Here is a 21,026-nt window from a genome sequence, read left to right as displayed (position 1 = left end):
TGGAAGCGCATTAGGAATTCCTGCAGGAATGATAGCAGGAGCAGTAATTTCTGGAGCTTACTTTGGAGATAAAATGTCACCAATGTCTGATACGACAAACTTAGCACCAGCTATGGCTGGGACAGATTTATTTACGCATATTAAGTACATGACTTTTACTACGGTGCCAACGATTGTTTTAACCTTGATTGTATTTACTATTTTAAGTTTTAATATTTCAGCAACAGGAGATGCTAATATTTCTAACTTATTACAAACTATTGATAATTCTTTTAATATCTCTCCGTGGTTGTTCTTAGTTCCGGCTTTGGTTGTTACTCTAATTTTATTAAAAGCAAAACCTTTACTAGCATTAGGAGTGGGAGTTGTATTGGCAGGAATTTTTGCATTTATTTTTCAGACGGATGTTTTATCAAATTTAAATGGTTCTAAATTTCAAGCTATTATTAATGCAGTTTTTGTGGATACTCAAATAGAAACAGATAATGAAAAGCTAACAAAATTGTTTAGTGCTGGAGGAATGAAAGGTATGCTTTGGACAATCTATATTGTTTTAGCAGCTATGGTATTTGGAGGAATTATGGATGCCATAGGGGCTTTAGCTAAAATCACAAATGAATTATTATCTCTAGCAACTTCAACTTTTGGTGTATTTACAAGTACTGTTGCAAGTTGTTTAGGGCTAAACATCGTAGCTTCAGATCAATATTTAGCGATTGTTATTCCAGGGAAAATGTTTAAAAAAGCTTTTGAAGATAGAGGTTTAGCTCCTGAAAATCTAAGTAGAACATTAGAAGATTCAGGTACAGTAACTTCAGTGTTAATTCCTTGGAATAGTTGTGGAGCCTATCAATCTGGAGTTTTAGGAGTAGGAGTAGGAGTAGGAGAGTATTTTATGTATGCTATTTTTAATTGGCTAAGCCCAATAATGACATTGTTATTTGCAGCTTTTGGTATTAAAATCAGGCAAGCTATTAAAAAGTAATGATTATTGAAGCTAAAGAAACTGAAGCTATGATTTTATCAAATATAGCTTTAGTGTCTAAAGGATATTGGGGATATAGTAAGGAATTGCTTAATACTTGGATAGAAGAGCTTACAGTAACTCCTGAAATGATCAGAAATTGTTCTGTTTTTACCTTTCAAGTAGAAGAAAAGATCGTAGGGTTTTATGTGTTGAACCCGCCTATAGGAAAAACTATTGAATTAGAAATGCTTTTCTTAATGCCAGATTGTATTGGTAAGGGGATTGGAAAACAATTGTTACTTCATGCTTTACATTTAGCAAAATCATATGAATGTGAAAGTATGAACTTATTAGCAGATCCTAATGCACTAAGCTTTTATGAAAGTCAAGGTTTTAATGTAATAGACAGAAAAGAAAGTTCAGTTAAAGGTAGATTTTTACCTATAATGCAAAGGTTACTTTAAAATGTTTTATCTTTAGAAATAACCTTTAAATTTCTAATAATGAAAACACAAATTTTAAACTTTGGTAAAACACTAAAAAAAGAAGAATTAAAAAATATTAACGGAGGAACTTCTCGCTTACAGTTTTGTGAAGAAGTTTGTTCTCGTAATAGATATTATCCTGATCATTATTATGTGAGATGTGGATGTGCGTAAGCAAAAGAATAAAAAAAGAGCCTTATTTTTTAATAAGGCTCTTTTTTTATATGTTATTCCTGTTGTTGTTATATAAACCAATTCCAAACGATACCAAAACGTATAGATAAGTCTCTATACGGGTAATTAGGAGCCGAAAAATAGTTTTTATTAGGTAAAAAGCTTGAGCTTACATTATCAACTTTGAAAAATAAACGCGTTCTTTTGATTCTAGCATTAAAAAATACATCTAATGAAGGATAGCCAATTTCAGTAGTATTTTGTAATTTAAATTCATTAACTAGTGGATCGAATGCATTAGCATTATATTTTGTGAAAAAGTTAAAAGTTCCTCCAATCTGTACTAAAATAGGTTTTCCCTTAAACCATTCTCCAGTATAGTATAAAGTGTTTCTTGTTACAAATTCAGGTACTCTGAAGATGTTACTACCTTGTGATACGTTTTGATACATAAGGGTATTGTCTAATGCAAAGTTTCTAAAAAACTTAAATTCTTTATGCACTTTCACTTTTAAGTAGGTTACAGAACCTTCAAATTGTTTAGGAGTGGCATCCGTATCAAAATACACATAATCTTCAATGTTGGTGAAATCTAAACTAGCATCACCCCATTTTGATTCTAATGAAAAACCAATATTTCTAGTATCAATATTAACAAAATTATTATCCCAATTATAGTTGTTATATGTACTTTGAAATAATATCTGATTAAAATTAGGAGCTTTAGAAATTAAATCCAAGCTTCCTTTTACACTAAATACACTATCTTTTTTATATGTAGCATCCCCACTAAAGCGATTACCCGCCAAATAACCACTTCCAGGAGCTATACGGGCACTAGCATTTACTTTAAAGTTTTTAATGCGTCCATTCCAGTCAGCACCTAAGGAAACTCCAGTACCATTAAGTTTTATTCTATTGGTAAGAAAATTTGTATTGTAGGATGTATTATATCCATAATTCACATTAGTATAATTAGCTTTTACTTTAACACGGCCTAATATATATTTTGAGTTAAACTCTAAGTATGCTTGATTATTTATTAAATCATATTGTGCTACTTCAGCAAAATTTCCAGATACCCTATTAGCATCACCAAAAAAATCTGTAGTTAGATTAGTCTGACTAAATACATACTGTTTGTCTTCATAATGTAAAATATGTCCTACTTTCAGATTGCTGAAATTTTTAGTGTTTGTAGTATCTACACTTGAAAAAAGCTTAAAATTATGGTCAATATAGAAACGAGTTCCTTCTAAATCACTTTCAGCATCATTTAAATTTACATCTAATCTCGTTCTATCAGTAAAATTAGGATTATTTGTAAGGAAATTTTGTAAAGATTCTGCATTTAATCCTCCATTTTCTTGATTTAGAAAATCTTGTGAAGTAGCATGTAGTCTAATATTATATTGATCTTTAGGAGTTCTATAGGTCAAGGTAGTTCTAAAATTTCCTGAGCTAGATAAGGATTGTCTATATTGGCCTAATGATCTCAAACCACGATATGCAATACTAAAATTTAATCGTTTAGAAAAGTTAAGCGTAAATAAAGCATCAAGTACTTGTCCTTGTTCTTGTCCAGTTCTTGCCATTATTTCAGTAGTTGGCGTTGGAACATGATAATAGTTTATATCTTCAATAGTTAAGTAATTAAATTGTTTAGCTCGAAAACCAATATCAGGAAAGTCAGATATATTTCTAAAATTATAGGCTAAATTATTGAATGTTTGTCCTTGGTTTTGAAAAGCAAGTAATTCAAAGTTGTCTTTTCTTCTGAAATTAAATTTATATTCTTTTTTAATATTCAGTATGGTATCTACATATGTGGTATCATTTTTAAAGCTGATGATTTTATAATCAGTGTATTTTGTTTTTCCACTAAGTTTAACACTTATTTCATCGTTAGATAAAGAATCAAGGCGAACTGTACCTCCTTGACCAAAACCACCTAAACCTCCTCCTAAAGATCTTATTTGCGCACCCACAACTAATGAGCTAAGAAATAAAAGAATACAGATACTATACTTCATATGGACAAAAGTAAAATAATAAAACGAAAATTTATGTGAATAAAAGCTATGAAAACTGTTAATTTGTGTCATGTTAGAGCTAAATTATAGTGGTTTTTTATTAGAAGCAGGAACAGATGAAGCAGGAAGAGGTTGTTTATCTGGTCCTGTAGTCGCTGCAGCGGTTATTTTACCTGAAGATTTTGAACATGAATTACTAAATGATTCAAAACAACTATCAGAGAAAAAAAGAAAACTATTAAAACCTTTTATAGAAAAATATGCTACAGCCTTTTCAGTATGTTTTATCGAAAATGAAGAGGTAGATGAGCTAAATGTTCTTCAAGCTTCTATAACAGGAATGCACCGTTCTATAGAAGATTTAGCTACTGTGCCGGAGTTTATTATTGTAGATGGAAATAAGTTTAGAACGTATAAAGACATTCCGCATAAAACTATTGTTAAAGGAGATGCTAAATTTATGAGTATAGCTGCAGCTTCAGTATTAGCAAAAACATATAGAGATGAATTTATGGAAAAAATCCATGATGAATTTCCTCAATATAATTGGAAGAAGAATAAAGGATATCCAACCAAAGAACATCGAAAGGCTATTGAAGAGTTTGGTATAACAAAATACCACAGAAAATCATTTAAGTTACTTCCGGATCAATTGAAATTAAAAATATAACTTGTCTAAAACTATTATTTCGAATCTTTTATAACCTATTTCGTCTAGGAGATTCGCGTTAATGATGATCTTTTTCTTCTTTTAAAATGGTAATAGGTTTTCCTTTTTCGCCAGCATAAAAAACAATAATTTCAGCAGAATTTTTACTGTTATTTTCTCCAAAATGATAAGTGTTTACTAATTCTACAATTGGATCTCCAGCCTTTAAGTGTAAAGTGTCTTTAGCTTCACTAATAACCGTCAACTCACCTTTTAGGAGTACTCCTGCATTTATTTCAGGATGTTTATGAAGTGCTAATTTTGTTTTTGGAGGAATCACTATTTTTAAAATTGTGATCTCAGGATCTCCCTCAGGATAATTAGGAAGTTTTGTACCATTCCAACTTTTTGTTGTTTTAGTTAAGGTAGTAACTTGGGTTTGAGTAATCTTATTTGTATGACAACTTATGATCATCAAAAAAAGGATAAAGAATGGTACAAAAACTCGTTTCATAATTATTTTGATTTTACACCAACAAAATGATCTGATTTTAATTTGAAAAGTACATTAAACGTAGTTAAACTACCATAAATACGAGTAATGTATTGTTGTAAATCTATTTTATCTTGATCGTCTAAGGTTTTACTTGAATTTATTTTTTGTTCCATAACACGAATACGATCACGTACCATTACAATTTTATGGAAAAAAGTATCAATTGGAATTTCTTTAGAAGTTAGGTTGGTATCTGAAGGCTCCAAAATCAATTTACCTCCTTTATATTTGTCCGCAATAGGAACAACTTCAGAAACATCGCTCCATTTTTTTAAAATTTTACGTAAAGAAGATTCTACTTCATAAAAGCTAATGGTGTCCACTTCATCGTCTACAGCTTCTATGGTTTCAAATTCAGAGTCTAGAGCAATAGTTTCTAAACCGTTTTTTTGAAAAGTAACCCAATAATGTTTACTATCTACGTTAGTAACTACTCCAAATCCGTATTCAGGATGATTAATTCTTGATCCAATTCCTAATAATTTCATATATCAACTATTTTAAACGATACTAAAATACGTATTTTTGTGTCCTAATTTTTTGAAAAATGATTAAAAGAACTCGTGCAGAACTTACAAAGTGTATTATTCATAAAGTAGCGAATAAATATAATAGCGGAAAAAATTCGTTATCTGAAAGTTTAGTTCGTTTTGATGAAGAGAGTTATGAACTGTTGTTGCCTTTTTTATTGAAACCATTTGGAAATGTAACGCAAAGTTACCGTTTTAATCATCATGCAGATGTTCGTCTAAATGAAATCAATAACTACACTTCTCAAATTTTTGAAGATGAAGAGGCTTTTATAGAGCATTCAAAAAATATAGTAAATCATTTGTATGAGCAATCAAATTCTGCTCAAATTAAAACAGGAGATGTACTAGTAGTTTTGTTTGAAGGTTTAGAGTATAAAGATGTATTAACTGAAGCCGTTGGTATTTTTAAAATTGAAAGCAAAGTAGATTTTTTCCAAACCTATTTGGATGAAGATAGTTTTGATGTTGTAGTACAGAAAGGAATTTCTACAAAAAAATTAGATAAAGGTTGTTTAATTTTAAATTCTTCTGATACTGAAGGAACAGTGGTGTTATCTGTTGATAACAATAATTATGATGCTCAATATTGGATTAAGAATTTCTTGAATGTGAAGTATGCAGATGATAGAAATTTACATACGCAGCATTATATAGAATTATGTAGAGACTTTTCTGAAGAGATTATCAAACCAGAATATGGAAAGCATGAACAAGGAAATTTTTTAGCGAATACGGTAGATTATTTTAAAGAGCATGAAAGTGTAGATTACCATACATTTAAAGATGAAATCTTTGAAGAAGATAAGCATAAAGATATGTTTGAGGATTATAAAAAGCACTTTGAGAAACTAAATGATGTTCTCATTCGAAATAATTTTGAAGTTTCAGATATTGTATTGAAAAAAGAAAAAGGAAAGCTGAAAACTGAAATTAAGTTAGATACGAATATCCAGATTAAAATAGATATTGATGCACCAGATGCTGCTTCTGAATATTTAGAACGTGGATATGATGATGATAAGAAGATGAAATACTACAAGGTGTATTATAACGCTGAAAAGTAATTTTGTTAGAAGTTAGTGACTGAGCTTTGTAAAAGTCAGCGATAATTATGAGATATATTCTTCAAAAAAGCTTAATGTTTTAAAACATTAAGCTTTTTTTATGTGTTTTATACAAGCAGGAAATTCTATTTTTTTGAGTCTAATAATTGTTTTACTAAAGTTTTCAATTCTTCAATTTGTTGCCCTTGTTTCTCTATTCTCTCTTCTTGGCTCTTTAAGTCCTTTTCTTGCTGAATCGTATACAAAGTAAGTTCCTCAATTTTTTCTAAAAGTTTAGCATCCATTTCACCTAAAAAGATTCCTTCATTTTGTACTGTTTTAGCAGAAGGGATATTTGCTAAATGCCCTTTTTCTTGAATGTGTTGTTCAACTTCTTCTAAACTAGGTAATTTGTATGCTGAGGTAAATACATAATCAGGCCAGTTGGTTTGTAACTGTACTTTTACTTCTTCAGAAATTACTTTTCCTGCAATAGCCAATTTATATTCAGAAGGGATAGTAGTAGTACCGATACCTACATTACCAATTCCATTTATAAACATTCTATTTACACTGTTGGTTTGGATTTTGAAACCTTCATCTGCATTAATTTTAAAATTATAATGGCTATCACCATCAGCTCCTATGTAATGCGAAGAATAATTTGTAGATCCATCTCTTTTACCTTGTAACAAAAGACCAAGATTAGCTGTATGAGAATTAGTTCTTAATTTAAATACAGCATTATCATCACTTTCAACATGTAGATTTTCAGTAGGACTGGTAGTTCCGATACCTATATTACCATTGTAATCAACACGCATTCTTTCTACAGGAGCAGCATTTCCAGAGCTTAATAATTTTGTTGAAAAAGTAATCGCTCCTCCTTGATCAGAAGTAGAGTGACCTCTTTCTATAAAAGAAATTCTATTTATTGCATGTGGTGTACTATTTTGATAAGTTCTCCTAAAATCAACAATAGATGTTCCAAAACCGTTATATCCAACACTAGAATTTGTAGCTGTCAAGTGTATTAAGTCTTTAGGTTTTGTTCTTGATTCATTACTTGGTGAACTAATATGAAGTCTAGAAGATGGAGAAGTAGTCCCAATACCTATGTTTAAATTACTTTTAATAATCATAGCAGTGTTGTAATTTACTCCCATTCTAAAACGTAAATCACCAGCATCTCTTTTTTCTATATATGATGTTACATTATTGTTTTTAAATAACATCGAGTTTCCTGTAAAATAGGTTTTATATTCTCCACTTGTAATATCAAACCTGCTTAATGGATTTGTAGTACCTATACCTACAAAACCATTTGATTTTATTTGAATACCTCTGATTGTATTCCATGGATTATCTCCAAAGCCTAAAAATATTCTTGCAGGTGTTAAAGCACTACCATGCATCCCAATACCTCCAATTTCATTTGTTGAATAAACTCCTGGATTATAATAAAGTAGACCTCTAGCCCAACCACCTGTTGTAGTAGGTATAGAAACTTTAATGTTTCCTCCATTTAACTGAACATCAGATGTTCTAGTCTCACCATTTACATGAAGTTTAGTTTGGGGAGATGTTGTTCCAATACCGACATTACTGCCTGTGTCAGTAACTTGAGCCTCAATACTAAACATAGAAGTAAGCATAGCAATTGCTAAAATGATCTTTTTCATGAATTTAAATTTAATAATTAATCGGCTGCAAATTTATCATTTACAATAGAATAACCAAAACGCGCGTTACAATTTTTTTACATATTTAGTTACAATAACAATATGCTGTCCATCTACTTTTCCTTCAATATATTCCGCATTGTTTGGATCTAAAGAAATCCTTCGAACAGCAGTTCCTTGTTTGCATACCATGCTTGAACCTTTAACTTTTAAATCTTTTATTAAAACAACATTATCACCAGCTTGTAAAATAGTGCCATTACTATCTCTATGAACTATTTTTTCACTTTCATCTAAATGATCTCCTGTAGCTTGTGCAAAAGTTAATTCTTCAGGTTCTAAATACATCATGTCTAATAAATCTTGAGACCAACCGTCTTTTTTTAACCGATGTAATTGTCTCCAAGCGACTACCTTTACAGGAGTAAATTCACTCCACATACTATCATTTAAACAACGCCAATGATTAGCATCTGTATTTTCTGGATTATTAATTTGATCTATACAATGAGCACAGGCTAAAATACTCCCATCAACTCCACCTGTAGAAATAGGAGGTACTTCATAGATACTTAAATCGGTTATTGAAGCGCATAACTCACATTGATGTCCACTTCTTTCTTGTAATTCTTGTAATAAGCCCATTCTATTATTTTTTCGTTGCGAAAGTATGTATTTTTCAATTATTAATTATGATAAAATGATATCTCAGTGAAAAACAGATGATCTTAAAATTACTATATGAGTTTCAAAGTAATGTATATAAAATCGTTCATAATTTAACATTGTATTTGCTGTGGTTTAATTTCAATAATTTATACTTAGCTTCTAGCTTCTAGCTTCTAGCTTCTAGCTTCTAGCTTCTAGCTTCTAGCTTCTAGCTTCGGTTTCGATAAACTCAACCTCTATTAGATTTTTGAACATTAAAATAAATCTAACATGAGGTATCCGCAATGATTTTCCACTCGCCGTTTATCTTTTTGAAAATAATCATAAAAACACCATCAGCATTTCCTTTTGTTCGAGTTAAATGATATTCTCCCATAACATAGTAACTATTATGTTCAATTTTAGCCATACTGTTGATTTTAAATTTTAGTGTTCCAGTATGATCTTTAGTAGGATAACTTTTTTTGTAGTTGTCTAAAGTTTTTTGCCAACCATAAGTAATACCACTACTTCCGTAAAATTTTAAAGAATCTGATTTCCAGTAGCCTTCCATAAAACCTTCGATGTTATTATCTGACCAATCAGTCTCCTGTTGTTTCATTATAGCTATAATTTCTTTTTTTTCTTGTATTTCAGAAGTTGTTTTTGAACAAGAACAGATTATAATAACGAGTAGTAGAATTAATTTTTTCATGATAAATATTTGAACGGAAAGATATAACCTTTTTTAAAAATTGTATTATTGAGGTAAAAATAGAATAATGATTTTAGAAAGTGACCGCTTGATTATTAGGGACGCAATTGTTGAAGATGCTCCATTTTATTTTGAATTATTTAATGATCCTGATTGGATTGAGTATATCAACAATAAAGAATTAAAATCGATTGAAGAAACCAAACTATATTTAGAAGATATTTTACCAAAGAATGCAAAGCTAAATGGACTTGGGTTCTTTACAGTTGTATTAAAAGAAACTAATGAGGCTATAGGAACTTCTTCTGCTTTGCAGAGAGATAGTTTAGAGTATATAGATGTTGGTTATGCAATGTTGTCAAAGGGTAGAGGTAAAGGTTATGCAAGTGAAGCAACTGTATTGATGATAGATTATATCAAAGAAAAATTTAAACAAGAAAAGGTATATGCCTTTACTGTTCCTGAAAATGAAAGATCAAAGCGATTATTAGAAAAGCTAGGTTTTGTTTTTGTAGGTATGAAAAGTATTTTTGAAGGTGAAGAAGATTGCGTGTATGAATTTAAGTTTTAACTCATGAAGATAGAAGGTCTACATCACATTGCTATTATTTGTTCTAATTATGAAGTTTCTAAATATTTCTATAGTGAAATCTTAGGATTTACCATTGAACAAGAAGTGTATAGAAAAGAAAGAGATTCATTTAAATTAGATCTTTCGTTAAATGGAAATTATCTTATTGAGTTATTTTCTTTTCCAAACCCACCCAAACGACTTTCATTTCCTGAAGCTACAGGATTACGACATATTGCATTTGGAGTGAAAAATCTAGATCAATGGAAGGATTATCTGTTAGATAAAAGTATTGAAAGTCAACCAATACGGATAGATGAGTTTACAGAGAAGCGTTTTTTCTTTTTCAATGATCCTGATGGGTTACCTATTGAATTATATGAAGTATAAATAATATAAAATAAGAGTTATGAAGTTGTCTGCAAATGTTATTTTAGGAAGTATTATCTCCATAGTTTTGTTATTCATGATTTTTTGGACGGTAAATATTCAAACAGAAACTGATTATGATCCAACAAAACATACTCTGAAAGATGAAATAGAAGAGAAGCTCGATCCTTTGTTATTATTGTCAATGGAAAGAGGAAAAGACCTATGGATAAATGAAGGTTGTATTCGGTGTCATAAATTAACAGCAAAAGATGGATTTCTCAGAGGGCTAAAAGAACGTTGGGAGATACAATGGTTAATTCAATACATTAAAGATGAGCAAATTTTGATAGATCAAAAAGATCCTGATGTAATTACTTTAAATGCTGAGTGGAATTCCAATAAATCAGAACACAGTAATCCTAATCTTTCAGAAAAGGATATTATGGATATATTAAGTTATGTTGATGGCTACTAATTGATATACAAATCAATCAATCCTTCTGGAGTTTCTACCTCGATAGTTTTATTTTCTCTATCTACTTTTTTGATGAAATCATCAATCATTGGAATAAAAATCTCAATTCCATCTCTATCAATTTCAAATAAAGGTTGAGCAGCAGAATCGTTAATGTTTGTAATGGTTCCAACGTTACCAAAGTTGATGTCTTTGATAGTGAAACCAATCACTTCATGATAATAGAATTTATTTCCAGTTAGTTTTGGAAGTAGAGTAAGAGGTAAATAAATACCAGATCGTAAAATTGCTTCAGCATCCTGTTCAGAGTCAACACCTTCAAATTTTACACGAAACATGGTGTTTTTACTCAATGAAGATTTTTCGATAAAAAAAGGAATCAGATTATTGCCGAGTTCGACAAATACTGATTCCAAATTTTTGTACAGATGAGGCTCGTCAGTATCTAATTTGATTACTACTTCGCCTTTAAAACTGTGTTTTTTGACGATTTTGCCTAAATAAAAACAATCTTTAATTTGCATTATCGTCTAATTTTTTACTCTTCGCTATCTCCACCTTCTTCAGTAGCAGCATCTTCGCTATCTACTACAGGAGCTTTTGCAGCTATACGAGCTTCATTAACAGCTTTTTCAGCTTCTAAAGCTTTAGCTTTAGCATCTTCTTGAGCTTTAGCTAAACCATCTACTTTACCAGCAACTTTAGCAGCTTTTTCTTCTAACCAAGCAGTAAACTTAGCTTCAGCTTGCTCTTCTGTTAAAGCACCTTTTCTAACACCTCCAGCTAAGTGATGCTTTAATAAAGCACCTTTGTAAGATAATAAAGCTTTAGCAGTGTCAGTAGGTTGAGCACCATTTTCTAACCACTTTACAGCAGCATCAACATCTAAATTGATTGTAGCAGGGTTAGTGTTAGGGTTGTACGTTCCGATTTTCTCTAAGAAACGACCGTCTCTTTTTGCTCTAGAATCAGCAGCAACTACCCAATAGAATGGCTTTCCTTTTTTACCGTGTCTTTGTAAACGAATTTTTACAGGCATACTTGTTAATTTTTAAGGTACACGACCTTGGTTATTAATCTATTAAAATTATTATCCGAAGTAATTTCGGAATTTGAGAGTGCAAATGTATTAAATCTTTTTAATATAAAGTTGTTTTATAAATCTTTATTTCAAAGAAAAAGCATCTGATTTTCAGATGCTTTTTAAAAATTAAATGTTGTTATATATTAAATTACTCTAACACTTACAGCGTTTAATCCTTTCTTACCTTCTTTAAGTTCAAATTCTACCTCATCTCCTTGTCTAACCTCGTCGATTAATCCTGAGATGTGTACGAAATACTCTGTACCTGAATTTGACTCTGTAATGAATCCAAAACCTTTAGATTCATTAAAGAACTTTACCGTTCCTTGTTTCATTATAAAAATGTATTAAATATTAAAGCTGCAAGGTAAGATTTAATTCTCAGTAAATCAGGTATTTTTTTATGTTTATTTGTTAAGTAACTTACAACAAGTGTTTTTGGTTTTCAAAAAAACTATCAGATTGTAATTTCATTAGATTTTTTGCCATTTTTTGTTTGTAATTGTACAATTCTTCTTCGGTTTTCAAATCATCATATACCTGAGTATTTATATCAATATCAGTCTCTAGAATCTTATTTCTTTGATCAATTTGTTGTTGAATCCAGGTAGCAAGTTCAGATTCTTGATTTTCTAATTTATAATCGTATTCACTTTTTGAACTAATCAACTTGGTGAAAATAGGAGAAGTTTCGATGGCTAAAAAAAGTAAAAAAATGAAGAAAGAAGGTAGCCAAGGGAGTGTATTTAAAGCATTAATTCTGGCCATTAAACCATCAAAATTTGTGATTATAGGCTGCGTGTTTACTTCTCTTTCTTTTTGTTGTTGAATTAATTCATTAATTTTATTTTCTTTAGTTTGAATTTTTTCAGTGTTATTTTTTTTGAGTTCACTAAGTTCAGCTAAGGCTGTATCATGTTTTTCTCTTTTTTCTTTGTAAACTGGTCCTTTACCTTTTAGTTTTGTTCCTTTTCTACCTTCGGCTTCAGCAATATAGGTTTCGTAAAGTTGATTAGTTTCTTTTTCTTTTATTTCAATTTCAGTTTTTAAACTGGTTATTTCCTGTTGTTTTTTTTCAATTTCAGGATTAAATAAATCAGCAATTTGTTTTTTGTTGTCAAGAGTCATTTTATTCTTTTCAGAAAGTAATACTTGATTAATTTCTTTCTCAAAAATTTTAAGTTCTAACGGTTTCGATATCACAATAGCGATAATTATGGCTAGAATAAGTCTAGGTAATGCTTGTAAGAATTCATGTGTAAACTTCTTTTTCTTTCGCAAAGTTGAGACTATATATCGATCTAAATTGAAAATTAACAATCCCCAAACTATTCCAAAGCCAATAGCAATATAAATAGAATCGAAAATAGTGTAAAGTGCATAACTACTAGCGATAGTAGCCATTAGAGCTGTGAAAAAAACTGTAGCGCCAATACCTGCATATTTATTTTGCTCTCCATTAGAGCATTTATCAATTAAATGAAGATCTACACCAGAACATAGAAGGAAGAAACGTTTGATCATTATAACATGATTTACATATAAAAACGACTTGGTTTTTAGTTTGTTACAAAAAAAGCCTCTTTTAAGAGGCTTTTAACATAAATATAGATGTTTAATTTTTCTGTTTTTTCAGTTCAATAAGACAATCTTGCATTTGTATCATTTTATTGTAAAACTCCTTTAAGTAATGATATTCTTTATTAGTATAAATAGCTTTAGATAAGAAGGTTTTAGCATAAATAGAAATTTGATTGTTTTGCTGTTTTATACTCAAAAATGTTGAACCTCCTTTATTGGGCAATGATATCTTTTTACTTTTAGGCATTTTAGTTACTATATACCCTTCTGGTATCTTTATCTTAATATTGTGAGATTTAGACCAAGAGTATCCAAAATCCACAGGAAAATGTCTTTCTTCGAGTTTGAAAGGATTTTTAGTAATGTGATCTACAATGAATGGATTAAAACGAATTAAATCGTTTTTTTCAATATCAGGTATTGAAACTTCAACATATGTTTTAAAAGTACCATTTAGAGTTTTAGAAGGTATAGTATTAAAATCATTTACCTCTAAAAAAGGATATTTAGTTTCAAAATTTTCAATATACTCATCATCAGAGATGGTATTATTTTTTTTTCTTTCGTTATAAGCGTAATATCCATTTTTGGATGTAATTATTTTTCCATTTAACTGATTTTTGTCGAAAGAAAAACTAATATTATTCATTACATAAGATTTATAACTGGGTTTTATAAGTTCCCAGTAGCTACCTTTTTTAGTATCTAAAACACGTCCTTCACCATTTAAACATCTCATCGGAATTTCTCCAAATAATAATTGTTTATCGGTAGCATCTAAAAAGTATGTTTTGTCATCAATCACAACTTTAACAATTACATAATTGAATTCTGAAACTGAAGGAAAAAGTTTAGTTACCGTTCCGTTATTTCTTGTAGATAAAGCAACTAAGTACGCTTCTATATTAGCCGCAGTTAAAGCATTATATAAGGTTAAGTTAATAGCATCAACAGCACCAGTTTTTTCTTCATAAGTGTTTCGTACTTTTAATTTCTCTGGAGACCAATATCTTTTATTCCAATTCATTTTTTCTTGAATATGCGTATATATTGCTTCAGCTCTAGAAAAATTATCTTTAATAGTAAGTAACTGATTAGGTAAGTTTTTTTTGAAAAATTTTGCTTTAGAAGTTTGACCATCAAAAAAGTTTTTTCTTAAGGTTTTATCAGCATCCTTCCAGGTTTTTGTGTATTTGGTTGTTCTTCCATCAGTAGAAGTAAACGAAATAGGTTCAAAAATAACTTTTGCTTTAAAATTTTCTTCAGATAACATATAGTCCTCACTTTTAAAAGCAGGAACATGATCGAATCCGTACTCAACAAAAGAACAATCACCTTCTCCTATTCCGGGAATGTATATACAACCTTTGTTGATTTTAGTGTTATTTCGATCTAAATTTCTGTATGAACGTAGTCTAATATTATGTTTCCAATTGCCAGGTATAGAAGCAGAAAAATCACTTTTGATTTTTGGTATATCAGATTGAAATACCCAATCTTCTATTTTAGAATAGGGATTAATAATGCTGTATTTAAATTCGATAACACAACCTTCTTCAATATTCGGTAATGTGAAGCTTGTTTGTGTCCAATATTCAGACATTTTTTTTACATAAATATCCTTCTCTAAAAGGTGAGTTTTCTTAATTTTATTTCCTTCTATAGTATAGGTAATAGCCTTAATATCTATTACTTTTTTGGTTTTATATGTATTGATAGAAATGGTAGCTCTTTCAAATTCAGACTTATCGAAAATTTTTATTCTCTTGTAAATATCTCTTCTGAATTTGTAATCATTATCTTCATCAACAAATTCATGTCCTCTTTCTTCTAAAACAACAGCATTGGCTGTACTGTCCTTTTCATAGACAGCAATGTTCAACTCGTCTCTAGTTGTACGATCTAACTTAAAATTCTCTTTATCTCTTTGACAGTAGACAGTTTGAATTATAGAGAGGAATAATAATAAAGCTATTTTTTTCACTCGAATTATATTTTTTTAGTTAATACAATTTTTTCGGTCTCTTTATCTATTATTTGTTTATAAAATGTTTGTACTGCTTCATAGTATACAGGAGCTATAATAGCTGAGTTCATTTGTAATTTTGAGTTTACTCTTATGTTTTTTTGATCTGCGGATACGATAAACTTAAAGAAACCTAATTGATCAGGTAGGCCGATGGCTAATTGTTCTGGTATAGATTCTACTTGATAACCTTCAGGAATTTGTATATACACATTATTGTTTTCTTGCCAAGGAGTCGCAAAATCAATAGGAAATTTTCGTTCTTTAGATTTAAAAGGATTTGTAGTATTAGTCAAAAATAGTAATGGATTTACGTATAATTTCCCATTAATTTCTTCTATTAAATCTTCAGTACTGAATTTATAAAGAGATATATAAGGTTTATATATTTCATCTTGGTTTGTTGACTTAAAATCTTCTATTTCGATATTGTATTTTTCTTCAACTTTTGTAATACGATCCTCTTTTTTGATATGATTATAGTTTTTTCTATGTAGTAATGCATTTAGGTTTGTTTCTTTTTTTCGTGCAAACCCAGACATCATCATATCATCATCAATCTTAACTTTTACAGTGTTTTCTTCTAAAGTATGTTTTGGAGAGTTTAAGTTTACCCACTCAGAAATTCCTTCTTTAGTGATTTTTCTACCTTTCAAATTTAAATCTCGAATAGGTAAAACATTAGGTAATGAATACGGTTCGGTAGCATCTAACAACATAGATTGCCCATTAGGAAATTCAACCATACTTATAATGTAATTGAATCCACTGATGGAAGGGAATAAAGCAATACCATGTTTTCTAGTACTTACTAGTACAGGATTCGCATTTAATCCGCTTTCTCTTAACATAGCAGTTAGTATTAAGTTAATTTCAGCTACATTTCCTACACCTTCTTTATAAGCTGTTTTAACTCCTTTATCTGTATATACACTATTATATTCATTCCACTTTACTTTTTTCTTTACGAATTCGAAAATTCGAACTACTTTTTCTTGTAGTGTAGTAGCATCAGCGATTACTGTTTTTAAATCATCTTTAAAATATTTGGTTTTACTTAATTCACCACCAAAACTAGATGACTTAAAGATTGTATTACAAACACTTTTCCAAGTATTTGAATGGGTTTTAATTCTAGAGAACGGGAATTGAGTTAATGATAATTCATATTTAACTCCACCAAAATAATTACTAACGTTAGAAACGTAAGGCTCATCATTTTTTAAGGCAGGTATATTATTTCCTTCATAAACGTCTACATTATATTTTAGATCTTGATTGACATAAGTTCCTCGATTAGGAATAGAAAGTGTTCTGTTTCTACTAGTTGATCTTAAAGATGGTGCATAATATCCCTTACTCATTTTTTTGAATACATACCATTCTGGAATTTCAATTTTTGCATAGTACTTTTTTATCGGAATGGTGTTTTGAAAACTTAATTCTTCAATATAATGTGTGTATGGAGAAATATGTTTGTACTTTAAATCAACTACAGAGCCTTCTTTAATATCAGGCATAGTAATTTTTTTAGTACTTCTATACTTATTCAGTTTTTCTTTAAAGATACTATTACTGCTCAGTTTAGTTTTTATAACTTCTCCATTTTCATCTAAATTAAATGTATATCCTTTAATACCGGTGATTTTATCGCGATCTCCAGTTTTTGGATCGTAATACACTAAACTGAAATTAGCCATGTCAAACCCTTCCTTTGCATATATTTTAATACGATAATGGACTTCATTAACAATTTGAAAACCTGTAGCTGAATTGTATTCATAATAGGTTTTTCTATGCTTTAATAAGTAACTGGCAGTGGCAGTGGAGTCTATTGGATAAAACTTTTCTTGTAAGACATCTTTAGAAATCTTTCCGAATTTAATTTCTTGAGATGTAGAAGTTAAGCCAAGTAAAATGGCAAAGAGAAAAATAATCTTTTTCATAGTATGTGATTTAAAATTTAATTTTTTTGTAGTGCTATTCTTAAGTTTTCCTGTTTAGCTATAGTTTTTCTGAATTTTCTGTATGAATTGTATTCTGTTTTAGGATAAACCCCTTCTTTAATGAATATAGATTTTGAATACAATAATGTTTTATCATCTAGTTTTTTTATTTCCATAGTATACTCTCCAAATTTAGAGTCTAACTCTTTTTTAGGAGGTAATTGTTGGATGCTATAATTTTCAGGGATAGTAATTGTAAATTCATCTACATCTTTATATCCACGTTCAATTTTTAAAGGAAATTTTCGGTCTCTATATCGTTTTGGTATGTAGGAGTTTTTATTGAATACATTAACACGAAATAGAAATTCATTTTCATTGATTTTTGCATAATCATTTATAGTTACAGATATATTTTCTTTGAATTCAATGTTGTCCTTATCATTTTGGAATTCTATACTTTTAACATCGAGATTGTTGTTGTAAGACCATACATCAGATGTGTAATACTTTTTTAAATCTTCTTCACTTTTATTTTCTATTGGAAATTTATATGCATATTGAATTCCTTTGGATGTAATTTCTACATCACCAATTACATTTCCTTCTTTTGTTAATTCAATTTTTGCTTTGGTTGTTTGAATATTGTCTTCGTTTTTATAAGAAGTTGTTCTTTTAATAATACCACCTTCAGGAGTAATAACTAGTACATTTCTATCATCCGTAAAACTTCCTAAAAAACCAAAAGGATGAATTTGACTGGTACATTCTAACCATATATCATTACCATTGTTAGGTAAATTTAAAATCATATGAGTTCCTTGTAAAGAAGAAAAATCTTTATCAATATCTTTATGTACTGGAGCATATACTAGTGTATGATAAGATTCTACACCCACAGCATCTAGTAGTGCCTTTGTATAATTAGTTAAACCTTTACAATCTCCGTATCCAAGTTTGTCTACTTCTTTAGCAGGAATAGGTTCCCAGCCACCAATACCAACTTGTACACTGATGTATCTAGTTTTGTTTTGTACAAATTCATAAATCGCTTTGGCCTTATCCATATCACTCTCTATGTCTTTAACCAAGTTTTTAGCCTCTGAAATAGTTGCTTCATTTAAAGAAACATTATGTTTTATTAATTTATCGTTCATCCATAGCCCGAACTCTTTCCAGTTATCAGCTTTTCCTGGCACACCTTTTAGGGTGAAATTATTAAGACCTACTAATAAACAAGGCATTAGTTCAGAAAAACCAATAGAACTATTTTCGTATTTAAGAGCAGGTTGATTTTCTATTTTATAATGGATTGGATCTTTTGTGATTTTTTGAATAGGATATGTACCAAAGTTTTTTTCTTTGGTTTTAATAGCTAACCTTTGAGGGTTTAAAATTTTGTATTCAGCACTTTCAACAGAAGTAGAATAGGTGTCTACAGGATACCAGCTAGGAATGAACCCTGTAGTTGAATTTGTATATTCACTTTCAAAAATGATAGTATAGGGATAAGCAACAGGGGTGTGTTCTAAATATTTTACACGAGAATCTGAATATAAAGTACCTCCATCTACAGCACTAACATCTTTAAACTTACTTTTAGAATATTTTTTTATTTCTTTTCCATTGCTATCATAAACTCTAGCAGATAAGTTATTTACTTTGGTGTCATTATTATAATTAACATAAGCTTGAACTTTTTTATTTCCATCTTTATTGAGTACTGTTACAGCTCTAAATTCTTTTACCACCATTTTATCAACAGCTTCAAGAGTAATCTCAATAGTATGTTTTCTTACGATTGCATTGGCATCATTAGTTAATAGCTCAGGTAAATTATTTGAAGATAAATTAAAGTTTTGGGTGTTTGCTGTTAAGCAAAAAATAGAAGCAATAATGCAAAATAAATAGGTTTTCATAACTAATCTTTTTTGCAAAAGTAAAAAAAAGAAAACAACCTCCAACTTTTTAGTTAAAAAGCTGGAAGTTATTTGTATTACTATTTTAATTCAGTAAAATATTTGTAGAAATAAGGTATAGTTTCTATTCCTTTTAAATAATTCCAAATTCCAAAATGCTCATTTGGAGAATGGATAGCATCAGAGTTTAATCCGAATCCCATTAATATAGTTTTACTTTTTAATTCTTTCTCAAATAAAGCAACAATAGGAATACTTCCACCACTACGCTGAGGAATTGGCGTAACTCCAAATGTTTTTTCGTAAGCTTTACTGGCAGCTTGATATCCGATACTATCAATGGGAGTAACATAACCTTGTCCACCATGATGAGGTGTTACTTTAACTTTTACGCCTTCAGGAGCAATATTCACAAAATGTTTTGAAAATAGTTCAGTGATATTTTCCCAATCTTGGTTTGGTACTAAACGCATAGATATTTTTGCGTAAGCTTTTGAAGGAATTACTGTTTTCGCTCCTTCACCAATATATCCTCCCCAAATTCCATTAACATCTAAAGTTGGACGTATCGCATTTCTTTCGTTAGTTACATATCCTTTTTCACCGTAAACTGCATCAATATCTAGGGCTTTTTTATACTCATCTAAAGAAAATGGGGCTTTAGCCATTTCAGCTCTTTCAGCATCCGTTAGGTTTTCAACATTATCATAAAAACCAGGAATAGTAATATGATTATTCTCATCGTGTAATGATGCAATCATTTTAGATAAGATATTAATAGGATTTGCAACAGCACCACCATATAATCCAGAATGTAAATCTCTATTAGGTCCTGTAACTTCCACTTCAACATAACTCAACCCTCTTAAACCTGTAGTGATAGAAGGGATATCATTCGCAATCATACCTGTATCTGAGATTAAGATTACATCATTCGCTAACTTTTCTGTATTTCTAGGTACAAACCATGCTAAACTTTCAGAACCAACTTCTTCTTCTCCTTCAATCATGAATTTTACATTACATGGTAATTCTCCTTGTGAAGTCATATATTCTAACGCTTTTACATGCATGTACATCTGGCCTTTATCATCACAAGCTCCTCTAGCAAAAATAGCTCCATCTTTATGTAATGTTGTTGTTTTAATCACAGGTTCAAAAGGAGGAGAATCCCATAAATCAATTGGATCTGCAGGTTGAACATCATAATGTCCATATACTAATACAGTGGGAAGATTCTTGTCAATGATTTTTTCACCATAAACGATCGGATATCCTGGAGTTTCGCATAATTCAACATGATCACATCCTGCTTTTTTAAGTGCATCCATGATAGCATCTGCTGTATTTAGTACATCCTGAGAAAAAGCAGTGTCCGCACTAATTGAAGGAATTTTTAAAAGATCTATGAGTTCATTAATAAAACGGTCTTTGTGAGTTTTTATATATTCTTGTATGGTTTGCATTGTAAAAAGTTTATTTCTATGCTAAGTTAATTTATTTTTTAGAGATATGTTTTACGTATATATTTGGTACAAGATTTGTTTTATAAAAAATCAACCCAAAC

22 protein-coding genes are annotated in these 21,026 nt (G+C 30.0%); 8 read left to right on the top strand and 14 right to left on the bottom strand.

Annotated features, from left to right (window positions below):
* The 3 genes from BVC87_RS04840 to BVC87_RS23340 all read left to right on the top strand — a co-directional run.
* The coding region (locus BVC87_RS04840) for a Na+/H+ antiporter NhaC family protein (protein ID WP_075341221.1) at positions 1-985 on the top strand (985 nt) is incomplete at its 5' end.
* Positions 985-1,431, top strand: a complete 447-nt coding sequence (locus BVC87_RS04835; protein WP_075341220.1) for a GNAT family N-acetyltransferase — start codon at positions 985-987, stop codon at positions 1,429-1,431. The genes BVC87_RS04840 and BVC87_RS04835, both read left to right, overlap by 1 nt.
* Positions 1,432-1,470: 39 nt before the next feature.
* Positions 1,471-1,626, top strand: coding sequence for a hypothetical protein (locus tag BVC87_RS23340; RefSeq protein WP_159439318.1), 156 nt, complete (start codon positions 1,471-1,473; stop codon positions 1,624-1,626).
* 68 nt (positions 1,627-1,694) lie between these two features.
* On the opposite strand, the gene BVC87_RS04830 is transcribed toward BVC87_RS23340, so the two are convergent.
* Positions 1,695-3,659 carry a putative porin gene (locus BVC87_RS04830; protein WP_075341219.1) on the bottom strand — a complete coding sequence of 655 codons (1,965 nt, stop codon included), beginning with the start codon at positions 3,657-3,659 and terminating at the stop codon, positions 1,695-1,697.
* 70 nt (positions 3,660-3,729) lie between these two features.
* Between BVC87_RS04830 and BVC87_RS04825 the strand changes: the two genes are divergently transcribed.
* Positions 3,730-4,329 carry a ribonuclease HII gene (locus tag BVC87_RS04825; RefSeq protein WP_075341218.1) on the top strand — a complete coding sequence of 200 codons (600 nt, stop codon included), beginning with the start codon at positions 3,730-3,732 and terminating at the stop codon, positions 4,327-4,329.
* Positions 4,330-4,387: 58 nt separating this feature from the next.
* On the opposite strand, the gene BVC87_RS04820 is transcribed toward BVC87_RS04825, so the two are convergent.
* Positions 4,388-4,822, bottom strand: coding sequence for a cupin domain-containing protein (locus tag BVC87_RS04820; RefSeq protein WP_075341217.1), 435 nt, complete (start codon positions 4,820-4,822; stop codon positions 4,388-4,390).
* Positions 4,823-4,824: 2 nt separating this feature from the next.
* Complete coding sequence (locus BVC87_RS04815; protein WP_075341216.1) at positions 4,825-5,352, bottom strand: hypothetical protein; 528 nt, start codon at positions 5,350-5,352, stop codon at positions 4,825-4,827.
* 59 nt (positions 5,353-5,411) lie between these two features.
* Between BVC87_RS04815 and BVC87_RS04810 the strand changes: the two genes are divergently transcribed.
* Positions 5,412-6,461: a nucleoid-associated protein gene (locus BVC87_RS04810; protein WP_075341215.1), complete on the top strand. Its 1,050-nt coding sequence runs from the start codon at positions 5,412-5,414 to the stop codon at positions 6,459-6,461.
* Between the two features lie 125 nt (positions 6,462-6,586).
* On the opposite strand, the gene BVC87_RS04805 is transcribed toward BVC87_RS04810, so the two are convergent.
* The 3 genes from BVC87_RS04805 to BVC87_RS04795 form a co-directional block, all read right to left on the bottom strand.
* The gene (locus tag BVC87_RS04805) at positions 6,587-8,122 is read right to left on the bottom strand and encodes a tail fiber protein (RefSeq protein ID WP_075341214.1); all 1,536 of its coding nucleotides are present in this window, start codon (positions 8,120-8,122) and stop codon (positions 6,587-6,589) included.
* Positions 8,123-8,188: 66 nt separating this feature from the next.
* A complete protein-coding gene (locus tag BVC87_RS04800; protein WP_075341213.1) occupies positions 8,189-8,767 on the bottom strand; it encodes a PhnA domain-containing protein in 579 nt (192 codons plus the stop codon).
* Positions 8,768-9,056: 289 nt separating this feature from the next.
* Positions 9,057-9,485, bottom strand: coding sequence for a Cif family virulence factor (locus BVC87_RS04795; RefSeq protein WP_075341212.1), 429 nt, complete (start codon positions 9,483-9,485; stop codon positions 9,057-9,059).
* A 67-nt stretch (positions 9,486-9,552) separates the two neighbouring features.
* Here BVC87_RS04795 and BVC87_RS04790 point away from each other — a divergent pair, with 67 nt between their 5' ends.
* From BVC87_RS04790 to BVC87_RS04780, 3 genes are read left to right on the top strand one after another with little or no spacing between them, the layout of a single operon-like run.
* Positions 9,553-10,056 carry a GNAT family N-acetyltransferase gene (locus tag BVC87_RS04790; protein ID WP_075341211.1) on the top strand — a complete coding sequence of 168 codons (504 nt, stop codon included), beginning with the start codon at positions 9,553-9,555 and terminating at the stop codon, positions 10,054-10,056.
* Between the two features lie 3 nt (positions 10,057-10,059).
* Entirely contained in the window at positions 10,060-10,446 is a 387-nt protein-coding gene (gloA2, locus tag BVC87_RS04785) for an SMU1112c/YaeR family gloxylase I-like metalloprotein (RefSeq protein WP_075341210.1), read from the top strand.
* Between the two features lie 19 nt (positions 10,447-10,465).
* A complete protein-coding gene (locus BVC87_RS04780; RefSeq protein WP_083629272.1) occupies positions 10,466-10,903 on the top strand; it encodes a c-type cytochrome in 438 nt (145 codons plus the stop codon).
* On the opposite strand, the gene rimM is transcribed toward BVC87_RS04780, so the two are convergent.
* The 8 genes from rimM to BVC87_RS04740 form a co-directional block, all read right to left on the bottom strand.
* Entirely contained in the window at positions 10,900-11,427 is a 528-nt protein-coding gene (gene rimM / locus BVC87_RS04775; RefSeq protein ID WP_075341208.1) for a ribosome maturation factor RimM, read from the bottom strand. The genes BVC87_RS04780 and rimM overlap by 4 nt on opposite strands.
* Before the next feature lie 14 nt (positions 11,428-11,441).
* Positions 11,442-11,942: a 30S ribosomal protein S16 gene (locus BVC87_RS04770; RefSeq protein ID WP_075341207.1), complete on the bottom strand. Its 501-nt coding sequence runs from the start codon at positions 11,940-11,942 to the stop codon at positions 11,442-11,444.
* Positions 11,943-12,130: 188 nt separating this feature from the next.
* Positions 12,131-12,322 (bottom strand): cold-shock protein, encoded by a 192-nt coding sequence (locus tag BVC87_RS04765; RefSeq protein ID WP_075341206.1) that lies wholly within the window; start codon positions 12,320-12,322, stop codon positions 12,131-12,133.
* A gap of 88 nt (positions 12,323-12,410) precedes the next feature.
* The gene (locus tag BVC87_RS04760) at positions 12,411-13,511 is read right to left on the bottom strand and encodes a DUF4407 domain-containing protein (protein WP_075341205.1); all 1,101 of its coding nucleotides are present in this window, start codon (positions 13,509-13,511) and stop codon (positions 12,411-12,413) included.
* A 91-nt stretch (positions 13,512-13,602) separates the two neighbouring features.
* Entirely contained in the window at positions 13,603-15,552 is a 1,950-nt protein-coding gene (locus BVC87_RS04755; RefSeq protein WP_075341204.1) for a DUF3857 domain-containing protein, read from the bottom strand.
* A 5-nt stretch (positions 15,553-15,557) separates the two neighbouring features.
* On the bottom strand, positions 15,558-17,540 hold the full coding sequence (locus tag BVC87_RS04750) for a DUF3857 domain-containing protein (protein ID WP_075341203.1): 1,983 nt from the start codon (positions 17,538-17,540) through the stop codon (positions 15,558-15,560).
* A 17-nt stretch (positions 17,541-17,557) separates the two neighbouring features.
* The gene (locus BVC87_RS04745; protein ID WP_075341202.1) at positions 17,558-19,459 is read right to left on the bottom strand and encodes a DUF3857 domain-containing protein; all 1,902 of its coding nucleotides are present in this window, start codon (positions 19,457-19,459) and stop codon (positions 17,558-17,560) included.
* Positions 19,460-19,539: 80 nt separating this feature from the next.
* The gene (locus tag BVC87_RS04740; RefSeq protein WP_075341201.1) at positions 19,540-20,925 is read right to left on the bottom strand and encodes a dipeptidase; all 1,386 of its coding nucleotides are present in this window, start codon (positions 20,923-20,925) and stop codon (positions 19,540-19,542) included.
* Positions 20,926-21,026 lie beyond the last annotated feature (101 nt).

Origin of the sequence: Tenacibaculum agarivorans (genome assembly GCF_001936575.1) — a bacterium.
Classification (GTDB): Bacteria; Bacteroidota; Bacteroidia; order Flavobacteriales; family Flavobacteriaceae; genus Polaribacter; species Polaribacter agarivorans.
Note: the sequence above shows the minus strand (reverse complement) of the source record. Positions and strands in the feature narration are given on the sequence as shown.